The organism is Streptomyces sp. CB02400 (assembly GCF_001905725.1).
GTDB lineage: Bacteria > Actinomycetota > Actinomycetes > Streptomycetales > Streptomycetaceae > Streptomyces > Streptomyces atrovirens.
The window spans coordinates 480611-496408 of the sequence record NZ_LIWB01000002.1; the positions used below are offsets into that span (position 1 = coordinate 480611).

Consider the following 15798-nt stretch of genomic DNA (forward strand, 5'->3'; position numbering starts at 1 on the left):
AAAGGTTCGCGAGATGCCTGCCGAAGCCGCCGAGTCTGTGTTCCCGCAGCTCGAAGCTCTGCTCCCGCATGTGCAGAAGCCGATCCAGTACGTCGGCGGAGAGCTCAACTCCACGGTCAAGCCGTGGGAGAGCTGCGACGTCCGCTGGGCGCTCATGTACCCCGACGCCTACGAGGTCGGACTGCCCAACCAGGGCGTCATGATCCTCTACGAGGTCCTCAACGAACAGGACGGCGTCCTCGCCGAGCGCACCTACAGCGTCTGGCCGGACCTGGAAGCGCTGATGCGGGAGCACCGCGTCCCGCAGTTCACGGTCGACAGCCACCGCCCGGTGAAGGCCTTCGACGTGTTCGGCCTGAGCTTCTCCACCGAGCTCGGCTACACCAACATGCTCACCGCCCTGGACCTGGCCGGCATCCCCCTGGAGGCCAGGGACCGCGGCCTCGACGACCCGATCGTCATGGCCGGCGGCCACGCCGCCTTCAACCCCGAGCCGATCGCCGACTTCATCGACTGCGCGGTCATCGGCGACGGCGAGCAGGCCGTCCTGGAGGTCACGCGGATCGTCCGCGCCTGGAAGGAGGAGGGCCGCCCCGGCGGCCGCGAGGAACTCCTCTTCCGCCTGGCGAGGACCGGCGGGGTGTACGTCCCCGGCTTCTACGACGTCGAGTACCTCCCCGACGGCCGTATCGCCCGTGTCGTACCGAACAAGTCGGGCGTCCCGTGGCGCGTCTCCAAGCACACGGTGATGGACCTCGACGAGTGGCCCTACCCCAAGCAGCCCCTCGTCCCGCTCGCCGAGACCGTCCACGAGCGCATGTCCGTGGAGATCTTCCGCGGCTGCACCCGCGGCTGCCGTTTCTGCCAGGCCGGCATGATCACCCGCCCGGTCCGGGAGCGCTCCATCACCGGCATCGGCGAGATGGTCGACAAGGGTCTGAAGGCGACGGGCTTCGAGGAGGTGGGCCTGCTGTCCCTCTCCTCCGCGGACCACTCGGAGATCGGCGACATCGCCAAGGGCCTCGCCGACCGCTACGAGGAGGACAAGGTCGGCCTGTCCCTCCCCTCCACCCGTGTCGATGCCTTCAACATCGACCTGGCGAACGAGCTGACCCGCAACGGCCGCCGCTCCGGCCTCACCTTCGCCCCCGAGGGCGGCTCGGAGCGCATCCGCAAGGTCATCAACAAGATGGTCTCCGAGGACGACCTCATCCGGACCGTCGCCACGGCCTACGGCAACGGCTGGCGCCAGGTGAAGCTGTACTTCATGTGCGGCCTGCCCACCGAGACCGACGACGACGTCCTCCAGATCGCCGACATGGCCACCCGCGTGATCGCCAAGGGCCGGGAGGTCTCCGGCTCCAACGACATCCGCTGCACGGTCTCCATCGGCGGCTTCGTCCCCAAGCCGCACACCCCCTTCCAGTGGGCCCCGCAGCTCTCCGCCGAGCAGACGGACGAGCGCCTCGCCAAGCTCCGCGACAAGATCCGCGGCGACAAGAAGTACGGCCGCTCGATCGGCTTCCGCTACCACGACGGCAAGCCCGGCATCGTCGAGGGCCTGCTCTCGCGCGGCGACCGCCGCATCGGCGCGGTCATCCGCGCGGTCTACGAGGACGGCGGCCGCTTCGACGGCTGGCGCGAGCACTTCTCGTACGACCGCTGGATGGACTGCGCCGACAAGTCCCTCGCGCAGTTCGGCGTGGACGTCGACTGGTACACCACCCGCGAGCGCACCTACGAGGAGGTCCTCCCCTGGGACCACCTCGACTCCGGCCTGGACAAGGACTGGCTCTGGGAGGACTGGCAGGACGCCCTCGACGAGACGGAGGTCGAGGACTGCCGCTGGACCCCGTGCTTCGACTGCGGCGTGTGCCCGCAGATGGACACGTCCATCCAGATCGGCCCGACCGGGAAGAAGCTGCTGCCGCTCACGGTCAAGAACTCCGCGCCGGCACCGAGCGGTCACGCCCACTGACGTGAGCGGGGCACTCGATCGGGGGATCGAGGCCCTGGAGGCGGGTGAGGGAGAGGTGGCCGCCGTGCCGTGCGCGGCCGATGGGGCACGACCTCGCCCTCCTCGCCCGGGTGACGAGGCCGCCCCCGCTTCCGGGTGACCGGGCGGCCCTGCTCCGGGCCGCCCGGTCACGGACTTCCGGCACCTGCTTCAGGCGGCGCCCCTGGTGGTGACGACGAAGCAGCTGGCGTGTCCTCCGCCTTGTTCCCACTCCTCCTGCTTCGGCCACATGTACCAGTGGTCTCCGGCCCGGTCCGCCTCGGAGCCCCATCGCCCGGGGGCGGTGTCATAGGCGGCGCGGCAGGCGGCGGCGGCTTCCTCCCGGGCGGCCGTGCCGTCCGGGTAGGGGCCCGTGCCGAGTGTTCTCTGCGCGAAGATCCTGCCGTCGTGCGCGCCCGAGCACGGCACGTCCACGACGGCGTCCACGAGCCGCTGGCCCGTGCTGAAGTCGACGCAGCCACCGGGCTTCACCGAGTCGACGGAACGGACCGCCTCGCGGGCCGCCGACAGCAGGGGGCTTACGGGGTGTGCTGTCCGGGGTGCCGGGTGGATGGCGTGTCACGCCGGTAGGAGTGGGCAGGGGCCCGGAAACGTTCCTGTTTGCCGGGATCGGTGAGCGGTGCGGGGTGGTCCGTGGTGGACCGCAGCCGGTGGCGGGGGGTGGCCCGGCGGGGCGGCCGGGTCAGGGTGATCTGGCGGACGAGCTGCTGGAAGCAGGCCAGGGCGGCCACGCCCGGGAGCGCCGCGGCGGCCGTGTCGGTGATCGTCCGGGGGGCCTGGGCCACGCAGAGCATGATGGCGACGAACGAGAAGAGGAGGACGACGAACCACGAGTGCAGGGCGCGCCGTTGGTGCAGTGCCGCGCGGAGGATGGACAGCGAGCCCGCCAGCCAGGGGCCGTAGACCAGCACGGGCCACCAGGCCGAGGAACTGCCGCTGCTGTGGGCCGTGGTGACGAGGAGCAGGGGTTCGTAGGTGACGACGCCGCTGAAGACGCTCACCATCGACACGGTGACCGCTGCCAGGGCGGCGATGGCGTAGCTGGCGAGGCGCAGCGCGTCGGGGCGCCTGCGCGAGGGTTTGCGGTGGCCGTGCGGTGACGCGCGCAGGGGTGGCAGTTCCGCCGTGATCTCCTGCAGGTTGCCCATGGGGCTGCCGGCCGGGGGAGTGGTGACCGAGGTCTCCTCACGGGGCCCCGGCATGGTGACGCCGGAGGATTCCTCACCGCGGGCTTCCTGGAGCAGATAGGCGAGTTCCTCGGCTGGGTCCCAGTGTGGTGCCGGGTCCCAGTGCGGTACGGACGATTCCATGGGCTCCGCGTAGACGAGAGGGTCGTAGCGTTCGTCATTCATGTCAGCCGGCCTCGCCGATCCAACGACAGGCGAGGTCGGATTTCCACGAATTCCCCCCGTCGGACCTGATGAGCCCGGACATGCTTGCCTTCGTCATATAGCGACTAACGGTGGCTGTTTCGCTTGGATGCGTGGCGAATGAGTGAACGGCCGTAGGGAAAATCGCTTTACATAAGTCGCGGAATTCTTATGTCCGATCGGCGTTCAGCATATGAGGTAAACAACATCATGAGGGTGGGATCCGGGCGGGCCGCGCCTGCGTCTCCGTAGGTATGGATCTCGAGAAGCCGGCCGGTCCGCCGGCCGCCGCGCCCGCGGGTGAGGGGTGTCTCGTCGTGGCGATCCGCATCCCCGTGCGGATCGTGGCGCTGGTGGTGGTCGTGCCGGTGCGGATGGCGTGGGACGCGCTGGTCGTCGCCGGACGGTTCCTGAACGACACGCTGCTGCGGCCTCTCGGGCGGGCACTGCTGTGGGTGGGACGTGCGGTGTTCGTGTGGCCGTTCGTGGGGCTGTGGCGGTACGTCCTCGTGCCGTCCGGCAAGGGACTGGTGTGGCTCGGGAAGGTGCTGCTGGTCCTTCCGGCCATCGCGTTCTACCGCCATGTGCTGACTCCCCTCGGTCATGGGGCCACATGGCTGTACGCGCGCGTGCTGACACCGATCGGCGCCGGGGCGTGGGCGGGTGCGGTGTGGCTGGGGCGATACCTCGTCGTCGTGCCCGCGCTGTGGCTGTACCGGTGGGTTCTCACGCCGGTGGGGCGGGCGATTGCCTGGGGCGGGAAGGGTCTGGTGTGGCTGGGGGCGACGGTCGTCACCGGGGTCGGCACGGGCCTGTACTGGATCACCCGGATCCTGCTGGTGCTGCCCGCGCTCGCGGTGTGGCGGTGGGTGCTGGTGCCCGTCGGGCGTGTGCTCGCGGTCGTCGCGCGGGAGGTCGGGGACGCCCTCGGGCATGCCTGGCGGGTCGCCGGGCACATCTCGCTCGCCGTGGGGCGGTTCCTCGGGAGGCTCTTCCGGTGGGTGTTCGTGGAGCCGGTGCGGTGGGTGTACCGGAGTGTGCTGACACCGGTGGGGCACGTGGTGCGCGACACGGTGCTGCGGCCCGTCGGGGACGCCGCCCGCGCGGTGGGCCGGGCCACCCGGCAGGCCCTCGCCGCCGCCCGCGCGTCGGTACGGCAGGCACGCGCCGACTTCCGCCGGACGCTGCTCGGCGAACCGGCCGCGGAACCGAAGGAACCGCAGCTCACGCACCGGCGGGAACCTGTGGCGCCGGTAACGCGTACTCTAGAAAAGAGGACCGAGTGAAGTGTCCCCGCCGACGCGGGGGTGATTCGGACTGTATGACGCTGGGCAAGCGTCAACCGGAACGGGCTCCCCGCCGACGCGGGGGTGTGCCTCGGTCCGACCGCCGTACACAAGGAGTAGTTCCCCTGGGCAAGCGACAGCCCGAAGGCCCGCCGCCCGCACCCGCGGTGCAGCGCATCCGACTGCGCTACACCAAGCGCGGCCGCCTCCGGTTCACCAGCCACCGTGACTTCCAGCGCGCCTTCGAGCGTGCGCTGCGCCGCGCCGAGGTGCCGATGGCGTACTCGGCGGGGTTCACACCGCACCCGAAGGTGTCGTACGCCAATGCCGCACCCACCGGCACGGGCAGTGAGGCGGAGTATCTGGAGATCGCGCTCACCGAGTCGCGTGACCCGGAGCGGCTCCGGGCCCTCCTCGACGAGTCGATGCCCGCGGGGCTCGACATCACCGAGGCGGTCGAGGCCCGCACCTCGGGTCTCGCCGACCGGCTGACGGCTTCCGTGTGGGAGCTGCGGCTGGACGGCGTCGGCCCCGAGGACGCCCGCCGCGCGGTGGACGTCTTCAACGCGGCCGGGACCGTCGAGGTCCAGCGCCGGACCAAGAACGGCGTCCGTACCTTCGACGCCCGCTCGGCGGTCGTGGGCCTGGAGGCCACGGAAACCGACTTGTCACAGGCTGATAGGCCGACCGACCGGCCCTGTGCGATACTGCGGCTGGTTGTTCGGCACGTGACGCCTGCCGTACGACCCGACGACGTCCTGTCCGGTCTCCGCGCCGTGGCCGACCTGGCGCCGCCGGTCCCCGCAGCGGTGACCAGGCTGGCGCAGGGGCTGCTCGATGAAGAGACCGGCACGGTGACCGACCCGCTCGCGCCCGACCGCGAGGCAGCAGCGACCGAGCCGCAACCGGCCGGCGCCACTGCCGCCGCGACGGCGCCGGCGTAAGGAAGGTCCCGCGAAGGGACGGACGTCGTAAGCGCCGCCCTCGAACTCGGGAGCCACCTGGGTCGGGCAGCGCACCGACCAGAAGACTTTCGCCAGGCCGTACGCATTCGGCGTACGGAACCGGCGAGACAGGACACAGAGTGCTCCCGTGCGGCGCCCGCGCCCCGGACGGCGGCGATCGCGCACCGCGCGAGCCGCGGACGTCACCGGCATCGCCGGACCAGGTGCGGCGCCCGGGAGCCTGACGGGAGAAACGCCCGCATGCTCGAACCGATCGAGCCCACCGAGGGCTCCGAACTGAACACCCCCAGCGACACCCTGCCGCCGAGGCGGCGGCGCCGTGCCGCGTCCCGCCCGGCGGGCCCGCCCGCCGGGGCGGCCGACACGACGGCCGAGACCGTCGCGCCGGCCATACCGGCCGCGGAGGCCCCCGAGCCCGATGAGCTCGTGGAGCAGGAGGGCGTCGAGACCGAGGCCGAGGCGGAGAAGGAGGCCGAGCCCGTCGAGGCACCGGCCGCCGCGCCCCGGCGTCGCCGTGTGGTCCGCCGCGCGGCCGCGCCGACCGGGGCACCCGAGTCGGCGGAGGCCGCCGAGACCGTCGTACCGGCGACGCCCGCCGCGCCCGAGACCGCCCCGGCCCCCGAGCAGCCCGCCGTCGCCGCGGACACCGCCGAGGAAGCGGCCCCGCGCCGCACCCGGCGCCGCGCGACCCGCAGCGTGACCTCGCCGACGGCGACCGCCGAAACCCCGGAGACCGCCCCCGTGGCCCCGGAGACCGCCCCTGCGGCCCCGGAGACCACTCCCGAGGCCCGGGAAGCCGCGACGGAGGACGCCGCTCCGCGCCGTTCCCGGCGTCGCGCCACGCGCAGTGTGACCTCCCCGGAGGCGTCCACCGAGACCGCTGAAGCCACGACCGAGGCACCCGAGGCCCCCGAGGCCGGGGAAGCCGCGACGGAGGACGCCGCTCCGCGCCGGACCCGGCGCCGCGCCACGCGGCGTGCCGACGCGCCCGCCGCCGAGGAGGCCCCGGTGACCGAGGCCCCCGAGCCCGCGCAGGCCCCCGAGCCCGTCACCGACGAGGCGACCGCTCCGCGGCGCCGGCGCCGGGTGGTCCGTAAGGCCGCCGCCGGTTTCGCCGAGCCCGCCGGGTCCGGCGAGGCGGAGACCCCGTCGCGGCGCCCCGCGCGTCCGGCCGTCGCCGTGTTCCAGCCGCCGGTGTTCACCGAGCCCCGCTTCCAGACCCCGGAGCGGGCCGCCGCCGAAGCGGCCGCCGAGGTCGCCGAACCGGCGGTGGAGCCGGAGCGGACCGAGGAGCCGGCCGAGGAGCAGCCCGCCGCCCGCCGCCGTCGCCGGCGCCGGGGCGAGGAGCCCGAGGCCGCTCCCGTGACCCTCGCCGAGGACGAGGCGGAGGAGGCCGAGGAGGCCGAGGAGGCCGAGGACCACGCCGAGGCCGACGACCAGGACGACAGCGAGGCCGCCGGTTCGCGCCGTCGCCGTCGCCGCGGCGGCCGTCGTCGTCGGCGTGGTGACTCCGCCGAGGCCGACATCGAGGGCGGCGAGCCGACGGACGTCTCCGCCGAGCAGGCCGTCCAGGACGCCGAGGACACCGCCGAGCAGGTCGAGGAGGACGCCGAGGAGACGGCCGAGCAGGCCGAGGACCGCGAGGACTCCGGGTCCAGCAGCAGCCGGCGCCGTCGTCGCCGTCGTCGCCGCGCCGGTGACGGCGGTGGCGAGGCCGAGGCGACCGCCGACGACCCCGAGCGCACCGTCGTCAAGGTCCGCGAGCCGCGTCCGAAGGCCGAGCCGTCGGACGAGGTGCAGTCCATCAAGGGCTCCACGCGCCTGGAGGCGAAGAAGCAGCGCCGTCGCGAGGGCCGTGAGCAGGGCCGCCGCCGGGTGCCGATCATCACCGAGGCCGAGTTCCTGGCCCGCCGCGAGGCCGTCGAGCGCGTGATGGTGGTGCGCCAGCACGGCGACCGCACGCAGATCGGCGTCCTGGAGGACGACGTGCTCGTCGAGCACTACGTCAACAAGGAGCAGGCGACCTCGTACGTCGGCAACGTCTACCTCGGCAAGGTGCAGAACGTGCTGCCGTCGATGGAGGCCGCCTTCATCGACATCGGCAAGGGCCGCAACGCCGTGCTGTACGCCGGTGAGGTCAACTTCGAGGCGCTCGGCATGTCGGGCGGCCCGCGCCGCATCGAGTCCGCGCTGAAGTCCGGCCAGTCGGTCCTGGTGCAGGTCACCAAGGACCCGATCGGACACAAGGGCGCCCGCCTCACCAGCCAGGTCTCCCTCCCGGGCCGCTACCTCGTGTACGTCCCCGAGGGCTCGATGACCGGCATCAGCCGCAAGCTGCCCGACACCGAGCGGGCCCGGCTGAAGACCATCCTCAAGAAGATCGTCCCCGAGGACGCGGGCGTCATCGTGCGCACCGCCGCCGAGGGCGCGAGCGAGGACGAGCTGCGCCGGGACGTCGAGCGGCTCCAGGCGCAGTGGGAGGAGATCAAGAAGAAGTCCAAGAACGGCGGCAGCGCGCCGACGCTGCTGTACGGCGAGCCGGACATGACCGTCCGGGTCGTGCGGGACATCTTCAACGAGGACTTCTCCAAGGTCGTCGTCAGCGGTGACGACGCCTGGGAGACCATCCACGGGTACGTGTCGCACGTGGCGCCGGACCTGGCCGGGCGGCTGTCCAGGTGGACCAGCGAGGTCGACGTCTTCGCCACGTACCGGATCGACGAGCAGCTCGCCAAGGCGCTGGACCGCAAGGTGTGGCTGCCCAGCGGCGGTTCGCTGGTGATCGACCGGACCGAGGCGATGGTCGTCGTCGACGTCAACACCGGCAAGTTCACCGGCCAGGGCGGCAACCTGGAGGAGACGGTCACCAGGAACAACCTGGAGGCGGCCGAGGAGATCGTGCGCCAGCTCAGGCTGCGCGACCTCGGCGGCATCATCGTGATCGACTTCATCGACATGGTCCTCGAGTCCAACCGGGACCTGGTGCTGCGGCGCCTCCTCGAGTGCCTGGGCCGCGACCGTACGAAGCACCAGGTCGCCGAGGTGACCTCGCTGGGCCTGGTCCAGATGACCCGCAAGCGGGTCGGCCAGGGCCTGCTGGAGTCGTTCTCGGAGACCTGCGTCCACTGCAACGGGCGCGGTGTCATCGTGCACCTGGACCAGCCCGCAGCCGCCGGTGCTGGCGGCAAGCGCCGGAAGCGGGCGCGGGCCGGTGCGGCGGACCAGCCGCACGAGCACGAGGCGGTCGCGGGCGTGGAGACGGCCGAGCAGGAGGCGGAGACGGAGACGGCGGCCGAGGTCGCCGCCGAGGCCGCCGAGCCGGTCGCGCTCCCCGCTCCCGAGTTCGTGCCGGACGAGGAGCTGTACAGCAGCGCCGCCGAGGCGGAGGCCGCGGCCACCCGTGGGCGTACGCGCCGCCGGGCGAGCCGGCGGGTGTCCGCTCCGGCGGGCGCGCCGAAGCGGGAGACCGCCAAGGACCGGGCCGGCCGGTACAAGGCCGAGGAGAGCGAGAAGGCCGAGGCCGGGGTCCCGACGGCGCAGGACGTGACGGCCGCCGAGGAGGCCGCGCGTCCGGTGCGGCCGGAGCCGGCCGCCGAGGCGCTGGCCGAGCCCGCGGCCGTCGAGGACGCGGTGGTCCCCGAGCCGGCCGAGCCGGCCGCGGAGGAGGCCGCGCCCAAGGGCCGTACGCGTCGCCGGGCCACCCGCAAGGTGTCCGCGCCGGCCGGTTCCCCGGCGGGGGCGGAGGCCACGGTGGTGACGGTCGCGGAGCCCGCGGCCCCGGTCGCCGAGGCGCCCGGGCCGAAGCCCGAGGAGGCCCCGTCCGAGGCACCCGCCGAGGCGCCGGCCGAGACCGGGGCCCCGGCCCGCCCGCGCCGCCGCGCGGTGCGCAAGCCGAGCACGTCGACCGCGTCCGAGGAGACGGCCGTCGTGGTCGTCCCGTCGGCGGCGACGGAGGCGGCGCCCGTCGAGGAGGCCGAGGCCGAGGCCGCCCCGGCCAAGAAGACCGCCCGCAAGGCGGCCAAGAAGGCCACGGCGAAGAAGGCCGCCACGAAGAAGACGGCGGCCAAGAAGACCGCCGCCAAGAAGACGACGGCCAAGAAGGCGGCGGCGAAGACCACCAAGTCGGCCGCCACCAAGACGACCACCGCCAAGACGACCGCGAAGAAGGCGGCGTCGAAGAAGACCGCGGCGGCGTCCCAGCAGCCGTCGTCGTCGGTGACCGCGTCGACGGAGGACTGATATCCGAATCGTTCGGTGATTGTGATCCGCCCCCGATCCCACCCGGGGGCGGATCATTTTTGCCATTAGGCGGCCACCGGGGGTTCGAATACGTGAATGGCCGGTGAATCGTTGTTCCTGTCGCGTGGTTATGATGTGCCCACAGATTGACTGCGAAATCAGACAAGTAGGGACTTTCCGTCCCTATCAAGGTCCATAGTATTGGGGCGCCACACGTGAAGGCTCTCGTCCTTTCCGGGGGAGCGGGGACCCGCCTCCGTCCGATCACCCACACCTCCGCCAAGCAACTCGTACCGGTCGCCAACAAGCCCGTGCTCTTCTACGGCCTGGAGGCGATCGCCGACGCCGGGATCACCGAGGTCGGGATCATCGTCGGCGACACCGCGGACGAGATCCGTGAGGCGGTGGGGGACGGATCCCGGTTCGGCACCGAGGTCACCTACATCCCGCAGGAAGCGCCCCTGGGACTCGCGCACGCCGTGCTCATCGCCCAGGACTTCCTCGGCGACGACGACTTCGTGATGTACCTCGGCGACAACTTCATCGTCGGCGGCATCACCGGCCTGGTGGAGGAGTTCCGCACCGAACGGCCCGACGCGCAGATCCTGCTGACCAAGGTCCCCAACCCCACCTCCTTCGGTGTCGCCGAACTCGGCGCCGACGGCCGCGTGGTGGGCCTGGAGGAGAAGCCGAAGCAGCCGAAGAGCGATCTGGCCCTCGTCGGCGTCTACCTGTTCACCCCGGCCATCCACGAGGCCGTCCGCTCCATCGAGCCGTCCTGGCGCGGCGAACTGGAGATCACGCATGCCATCCAGTGGCTGATCGACCAGAAGCGGGACGTCCGCTCCACCACGATCTCCGGCTACTGGAAGGACACCGGCAACGTCACCGACATGCTGGAGGTCAACCGGTCCGTCCTGGAGACCCTGGAGCCCCACCACGCGGGCACGGTGGACGAGGCCAGTGAGATCATCGGCCGGGTGCGCATCGAGGAAGGCGCCCGGGTCAGCGGCAGCCGGATCGTCGGGCCCGCGGTCATCGGCGCCGGTACGGTGGTCAACGACGCGTACATCGGCCCCTTCACCTCGGTGTCCGAGGGCTGCCGGATCGAGGACAGCGAAATCGAGTACTCCATCGTCCTGCGGGGTGCGTCCGTGACCGGCGTGCGCCGGGTGGAGGCCTCCCTCATCGGGCGCGACGTCGAGGTCACGCCCGCTCCCCGTAACCCCAAGGCCCACCGGCTCGTGCTCGGTGATCACAGCAAGGTGCAGATCTCCTCATGACTACCAGGATCCTGGTGACCGGCGGTGCCGGCTTCATCGGCTCGCACTACGTCCGTACGCTGCTCGGCCCCCAGGGCCCCGGTGACGTCGCGGTCACCGTCCTGGACAAGCTGACGTACGCGGGCAACCCGGCCAACCTCGACGAGGTGCGCGAGCACCCCGGGTTCGCCTTCGTGCAGGGCGACATCTGCGACCCGGAGCTGGTCGGCAAGCTGATGGCCGAGCACGACCAGGTGGTGCACTTCGCCGCCGAGTCCCACGTCGACCGGTCCATCGACGGCGGCGCGGAGTTCGTCCGTACGAACGTGGTCGGCACCCACACGCTCGTCGACGCCGCGCACCGGGCCGGCGTCAAGACCTTCGTGCACATCTCCACCGACGAGGTCTACGGCTCGATCGACGAGGGCTCCTGGCCCGAGACCCACCCGCTGGAGCCCAACTCGCCCTACTCCTCGGCGAAGGCGTCCAGCGACCTGATCGCGCTGTCCTACCACCGCACCCACGGCCTGGACGTCCGCGTCACCCGCTGCTCCAACAACTACGGGCACCACCACTTCCCCGAGAAGGTCATCCCCCTCTTCGTCACCAACCTCCTCGACGGCAAGAAGGTCCCGCTGTACGGCGACGGCGGCAACGTCCGCGACTGGCTGCACATCGACGACCACGTCCAGGGCATCGAGCTGGTCCGCACCAAGGGCCGCGCGGGCGAGATCTACAACATCGGCGGCGGCACCGAGCTCTCCAACAAGGAGCTCACCGGGCTGCTCCTGAAGGCGTGCGGCGCCGACTGGGAGACCAGCGTCGAGTACGTCCAGGACCGCAAGGGCCACGACCGCCGCTACTCCGTCGACTGCACGAAGATCCGCGAGGAACTGGGCTACGAGCCCCGCAAGAGCTTCGAGCAGGGCCTCGCCGAAACCGTCCAGTGGTACCGCGACAACCGCACCTGGTGGGAGCCGCTGAAGGAGCGCGCGGCGCTGAGCTGACGCGTCACCCGTCTCGCGCGGGCCCGGGAACGTCCCGGGCCCGTTCAGGCATTTCCCGCGCGCCCCGGATCCCGCCCGGGGCCCGCGCCATTCGGCACGGAGGACAGGAAGAGGGATGAACCCGACAGAGGAACAGGGGAACACGCCGACCGGCTGGCTGGTCGCCGGGGCGGGCGGGATGCTCGGCCAGGACGTGCTGGCCCGGCTGGCCGCGGCGGGGGAGCAGGCCACCGCCCTGGACCGGGCGGCGCTGGACCTCACGGACGCCGGCGCCGTGCGGCGGGCGCTCGAACACCACCGGCCGGCCGTGGTCGTCAACTGCGCCGCCTGGACCGCCGTGGACGACGCCGAGACCCGTGAGGCCGAGGCGCTCGCGATCAACGGCGACGGCCCGGCCCACCTCGCCGCCGCCTGCGCCCGCACCGGCGCCGTCCTGCTCCACGTCTCCACCGACTACGTCTTCGCGGGCGACGCCACGACGCCGTACGCCGAGGACGCCCCCACCGCCCCGCGCAGCGCCTACGGCCGCACCAAGCTGGCCGGCGAGCAGGCCGTCCTGAAGAACCTCCCCGACAGCGGCTACGTCGTGCGCACCGCCTGGCTGTACGGAGCGGGCGGAGGCAATTTCGTCCGTACGATGATCAAGCTGGAAGGTCTCAAGGACACCCTCGACGTCGTCGACGACCAGCGCGGCCAGCCCACCTGGAGCGCCGACCTGGCCGGCCTGCTGGTCGAGCTGGGGCGCGGCGCCCTGGCCGGCACCGCCCCGGCGGGCGTCTACCACGGCACCAGCTCCGGCGAGACCACCTGGTACGGCTTCACCCGCGAGATCTTCCGCCTGCTCGGCACCGACCCGGACCGGGTCCGCCCCACCACCAGCGAGGCGTTCGTCCGCCCCGCCCCCCGCCCGGCCTACAGCGTGCTCGGCCACGAGCGCTTCGCCGCGGCCGGCATCGAGCCGCTGCGCGACTGGCGCGCGGCCCTCACCGAGGCGTTCCCGGAGATCCACCGGGTCCACGAGAAGGAGAACCCGGCGTGACAGTCAAGGTCAGCGTCGTCATCGCGGTCTACAACCCGGGCAAGTACGTCGAGGACTGCATCAACGGTCTGCTCCGGCAGAGCCTCACCCCCGACGAGTTCGAGGTCTTCTTCGTCGACGACGGCTCCACCGACGAGACCCCCGCCCGGCTGGACCAGCTCGCGGCCGAGCACCCCCACTTCCACGTCGTCCACCAGGAGTCCTCCGGCTGGTCCGGAAAGCCCCGCAACACCGGCATCGACGCCGCCCGCGGCGAGTACGTCATGTTCGTCGACCACGACGACTGGCTCGGCGACGAGGCCCTCGAGCGGATGTACGACTACGGCAAGGCGAACGAGGCCGACGTGGTCGTGGGCAAGATGGCGGGCATCGGCCGCCCGGTCCCGCAGGAGCTGTTCCGGGTCAACCGGCCGCGCGCGACGGTGGAGAACGCGCCGCTGATCGACAGCCTCACCCCGCACAAGATGTTCCGGCGGGAGTTCCTCCAGCAGCACGGCATGCGCTTCAAGGAGGGCCGCCGCCGGCTGGAGGACCACGTCTTCGTCGTCGAGGCGTACCTGCGGGCGAAGAGCGTCGCCGTCCTGGGCGACTACCTGTGCTACTACCACATCACCCGCGACGACGGCTCCAACGCCGGCTTCCAGCGCTTCGACCCGGTCGGCTACTTCAAGAACCTCCGCGAGGCCCTCGACGTGGTCGAGGAGCTCACCGAGCCCGGCCCGCTGCGCGACAAGCTGTTCAGCCGCTGGCTGCGCAACGAGATGGTCGAGCGGCTGCGCGGCAGCCGGCTGCTCAAGCTCCCCGAGGACTACGCCGAGGAGCTGTACCGCGAGATCCGCGGGGTGGTCACCGAGCGCTTCGGGCCGGGCGTGTTCAAGCGGGTCGCCCCCACCCAGCGGGTGGTGGCCGGACTGATCGCCGCCGACCTCTACGAGGACGTCCGCGCCCTCGCCCGCTGGGAGGCCGGGATCAAGCCCACCGGCACCCTGGACTCCCTGGCCTGGGAGGACGGCGTCCTGAACGTCGGCTTCACCTCCGAGTACCAGGTCGACGGCGAGCCGATGACCTTCCGCCGGGAGGGCGGGCGCGACCTGCTCGGCCTGCCGCTCTCCGAGAAGGCGCTCGCGGCGCTGGCCGGCCAGGACATCTCCCTGGCCGCCCCGGTCGACAAGAGCGACGTGGACCTGGTGGTCCGCCACCGCGAGACCGCCACGCAGTACTACCTCCCGGTCGAGTGCGAACTGCACCGCCTGGACGCGGGGGACGGCTCCTTCCGGCAGCGGATCACCACGCGCGCCGTCCTCGACCCGGAGACGGCGGCCGCGGGCAAGCCCCTGGACAAGGGCCTCTGGGACCTGCACCTGCGCATCAAGTCCTGCGGCTGGAGCAAGGAGACCCGGCTCGGCGCGGTGCGCGGCGAGGACGTGGACGCCGGGCGGCTGGCCGCGCTCACCGGTGAGCCGAGGCGGCTGGTGCTGCCGTACTGGACCGACGGGCCGGGCAACCTCTCCCTCGACGTCGACCAGCACACGAACAAGCTGGAGCGCGAGGCGGTGGCCCTGATGGACCCGGCCCGGGCCGTGGTCGAGGGCTCCGTCGTGCGGCTCCCGCTGGCGCTGCACGGCACGGCGGACGCCGGGGACCCGGTGCGGCTCCGCTTCGAGCGCAAGAACGTGGGCAAGTACCCGGCCGACGCCGTGACCGACGGCCGTACCGTGACCGCCACGCTGCCGCTGGAGCAGCTCACCGGGAAGCGCTGGGCCGTCCGGATCGGCGTGCCGTCGGCCGGCCGCGGCGAGGCGAAGTGGACCCGCCTTCCGGTCGACGTGGTGGTCGCCGCCGACGGCACCGCCCGGGTGATCGACCGGCACACCCCGCCGGCCGGGTCCGCCGGGAAGAAGACCCCGAAGAAGCCCGCCCAGTCCCGCCCGCTGTGGCGCCGGGCCGCCGGCCGGGTCAAGCGCGCACTGACGAACGAGCAGAAGAAGAGCTGAGGACACCTTCGATGCGACCCCTTTCCCTCTCCGGTGCCTGGGTGCACGAGCCGAAGATCTTCCCCGACGGCCGGGGCAGCTTCCACGAGTGGTTCAAGGCCCCGGTCTTCACCGAGGCGGCGGGCCACCCGCTCACGCTCGCCCAGGCCAACATGTCCGTCTCCAGCCGGGGCACCCTGCGCGGCATCCACTTCGCCGACGTGCCGCCCGGCCAGGCCAAGTACGTCAAGTGCGTGCGCGGCGCGGTCCTCGACGTGATCGTGGACATCCGGACCGGCTCGCCCACCTTCGGACAGTGGGAGGCGGTCCGCCTGGACGACCGGGACCACCACGCGGTCTACCTCTCCGAGGGCCTCGGCCACGGCTTCATGGCGCTCACCGACGACGCCACCGTGGTCTACCTCTGCTCCGAGGGGTACGCCCCCGAGCGGGAGCACGGCATCCACCCCCTCGACCCGGCCATCGGCATCGACTGGCCCGCCGACCTCACTCCGCTCCTGTCCGCCAAGGACGAGCAGGCCCCCACCCTGGCCGAGGCCCGCGACCAGGGCCTCCTCCCCTCCTACGAGGCGTGCGTGGCCTACCGGGAGGGCCTCGGCCGCTGAACCGTCCGGGTCGG

At 72.2% G+C, this 15798-nt stretch carries 11 protein-coding genes; 9 read left to right on the forward strand and 2 right to left on the reverse strand.

Going from position 1 to position 15798, the window contains the following annotated elements; all coding sequences use genetic code 11:
- The first annotated feature begins 13 nt into the window (after window positions 1-13).
- On the forward strand, window positions 14-1978 hold the full coding sequence (locus AMK33_RS07270; protein WP_073931897.1) for a TIGR03960 family B12-binding radical SAM protein: 1965 nt from the start codon (window positions 14-16) through the stop codon (window positions 1976-1978).
- A 189-nt stretch (window positions 1979-2167) separates the two neighbouring features.
- On the opposite strand, the gene AMK33_RS07275 is transcribed toward AMK33_RS07270, so the two are convergent.
- Window positions 2168-2569: a septum formation family protein gene (locus AMK33_RS07275; RefSeq protein ID WP_079194771.1), complete on the reverse strand. Its 402-nt coding sequence runs from the start codon at window positions 2567-2569 to the stop codon at window positions 2168-2170.
- Window positions 2536-3369 (reverse strand): DUF2637 domain-containing protein, encoded by an 834-nt coding sequence (locus AMK33_RS07280; RefSeq protein WP_073931899.1) that lies wholly within the window; start codon window positions 3367-3369, stop codon window positions 2536-2538. Before AMK33_RS07280 ends, AMK33_RS07275 begins: the two co-directional genes overlap by 34 nt.
- Window positions 3370-3641: 272 nt before the next feature.
- Between AMK33_RS07280 and AMK33_RS07285 the strand changes: the two genes are divergently transcribed.
- The 8 genes from AMK33_RS07285 (at window position 3642) to rfbC (ending at window position 15784) form a co-directional block, all read left to right on the forward strand.
- A complete protein-coding gene (locus AMK33_RS07285; RefSeq protein ID WP_073931900.1) occupies window positions 3642-4673 on the forward strand; it encodes a hypothetical protein in 1032 nt (343 codons plus the stop codon).
- 167 nt (window positions 4674-4840) lie between these two features.
- Window positions 4841-5617 (forward strand): TIGR03936 family radical SAM-associated protein, encoded by a 777-nt coding sequence (locus tag AMK33_RS07290; RefSeq protein ID WP_073931901.1) that lies wholly within the window; start codon window positions 4841-4843, stop codon window positions 5615-5617.
- Between the two features lie 261 nt (window positions 5618-5878).
- On the forward strand, window positions 5879-9877 hold the full coding sequence (locus AMK33_RS07295; RefSeq protein ID WP_073931902.1) for an Rne/Rng family ribonuclease: 3999 nt from the start codon (window positions 5879-5881) through the stop codon (window positions 9875-9877).
- Between the two features lie 215 nt (window positions 9878-10092).
- Entirely contained in the window at window positions 10093-11160 is a 1068-nt protein-coding gene (locus AMK33_RS07300) for a glucose-1-phosphate thymidylyltransferase (protein ID WP_073931903.1), read from the forward strand.
- Window positions 11157-12146 carry a dTDP-glucose 4,6-dehydratase gene (gene rfbB / locus AMK33_RS07305; RefSeq protein WP_073931904.1) on the forward strand — a complete coding sequence of 330 codons (990 nt, stop codon included), beginning with the start codon at window positions 11157-11159 and terminating at the stop codon, window positions 12144-12146. The genes AMK33_RS07300 and rfbB overlap by 4 nt, the downstream gene beginning before the upstream one ends.
- Before the next feature lie 115 nt (window positions 12147-12261).
- Window positions 12262-13185: a dTDP-4-dehydrorhamnose reductase gene (rfbD, locus tag AMK33_RS07310; RefSeq protein ID WP_073931905.1), complete on the forward strand. Its 924-nt coding sequence runs from the start codon at window positions 12262-12264 to the stop codon at window positions 13183-13185.
- The gene (locus AMK33_RS07315; RefSeq protein ID WP_073931906.1) at window positions 13182-15179 is read left to right on the forward strand and encodes a glycosyltransferase family 2 protein; all 1998 of its coding nucleotides are present in this window, start codon (window positions 13182-13184) and stop codon (window positions 15177-15179) included. The genes rfbD and AMK33_RS07315 overlap by 4 nt, the downstream gene beginning before the upstream one ends.
- An 11-nt stretch (window positions 15180-15190) precedes the next feature.
- Window positions 15191-15784, forward strand: a complete 594-nt coding sequence (gene rfbC / locus AMK33_RS07320) for a dTDP-4-dehydrorhamnose 3,5-epimerase (protein ID WP_073931907.1) — start codon at window positions 15191-15193, stop codon at window positions 15782-15784.
- Window positions 15785-15798: the final 14 nt, after the last annotated feature.

Excerpts from the sequence above, each read along its gene's own strand:
- AMK33_RS07270 (WP_073931897.1), top strand. The coding sequence starts at position 14 with ATGCCTGCCGAAGCCGCCGAGTCTGTGTTCCCGCAGCTCGAAGCTCTG.
- AMK33_RS07280 (WP_073931899.1), bottom strand. The coding sequence starts at position 3,369 with ATGAATGACGAACGCTACGACCCTCTCGTCTACGCGGAGCCCATGGAA.
- AMK33_RS07285 (WP_073931900.1), top strand. The coding sequence starts at position 3,642 with ATGGATCTCGAGAAGCCGGCCGGTCCGCCGGCCGCCGCGCCCGCGGGT.
- AMK33_RS07295 (WP_073931902.1), top strand. The coding sequence starts at position 5,879 with ATGCTCGAACCGATCGAGCCCACCGAGGGCTCCGAACTGAACACCCCC.
- rfbB (WP_073931904.1), top strand. The coding sequence starts at position 11,157 with ATGACTACCAGGATCCTGGTGACCGGCGGTGCCGGCTTCATCGGCTCG.
- rfbD (WP_073931905.1), top strand. The coding sequence starts at position 12,262 with ATGAACCCGACAGAGGAACAGGGGAACACGCCGACCGGCTGGCTGGTC.
- rfbC (WP_073931907.1), top strand. The coding sequence starts at position 15,191 with ATGCGACCCCTTTCCCTCTCCGGTGCCTGGGTGCACGAGCCGAAGATC.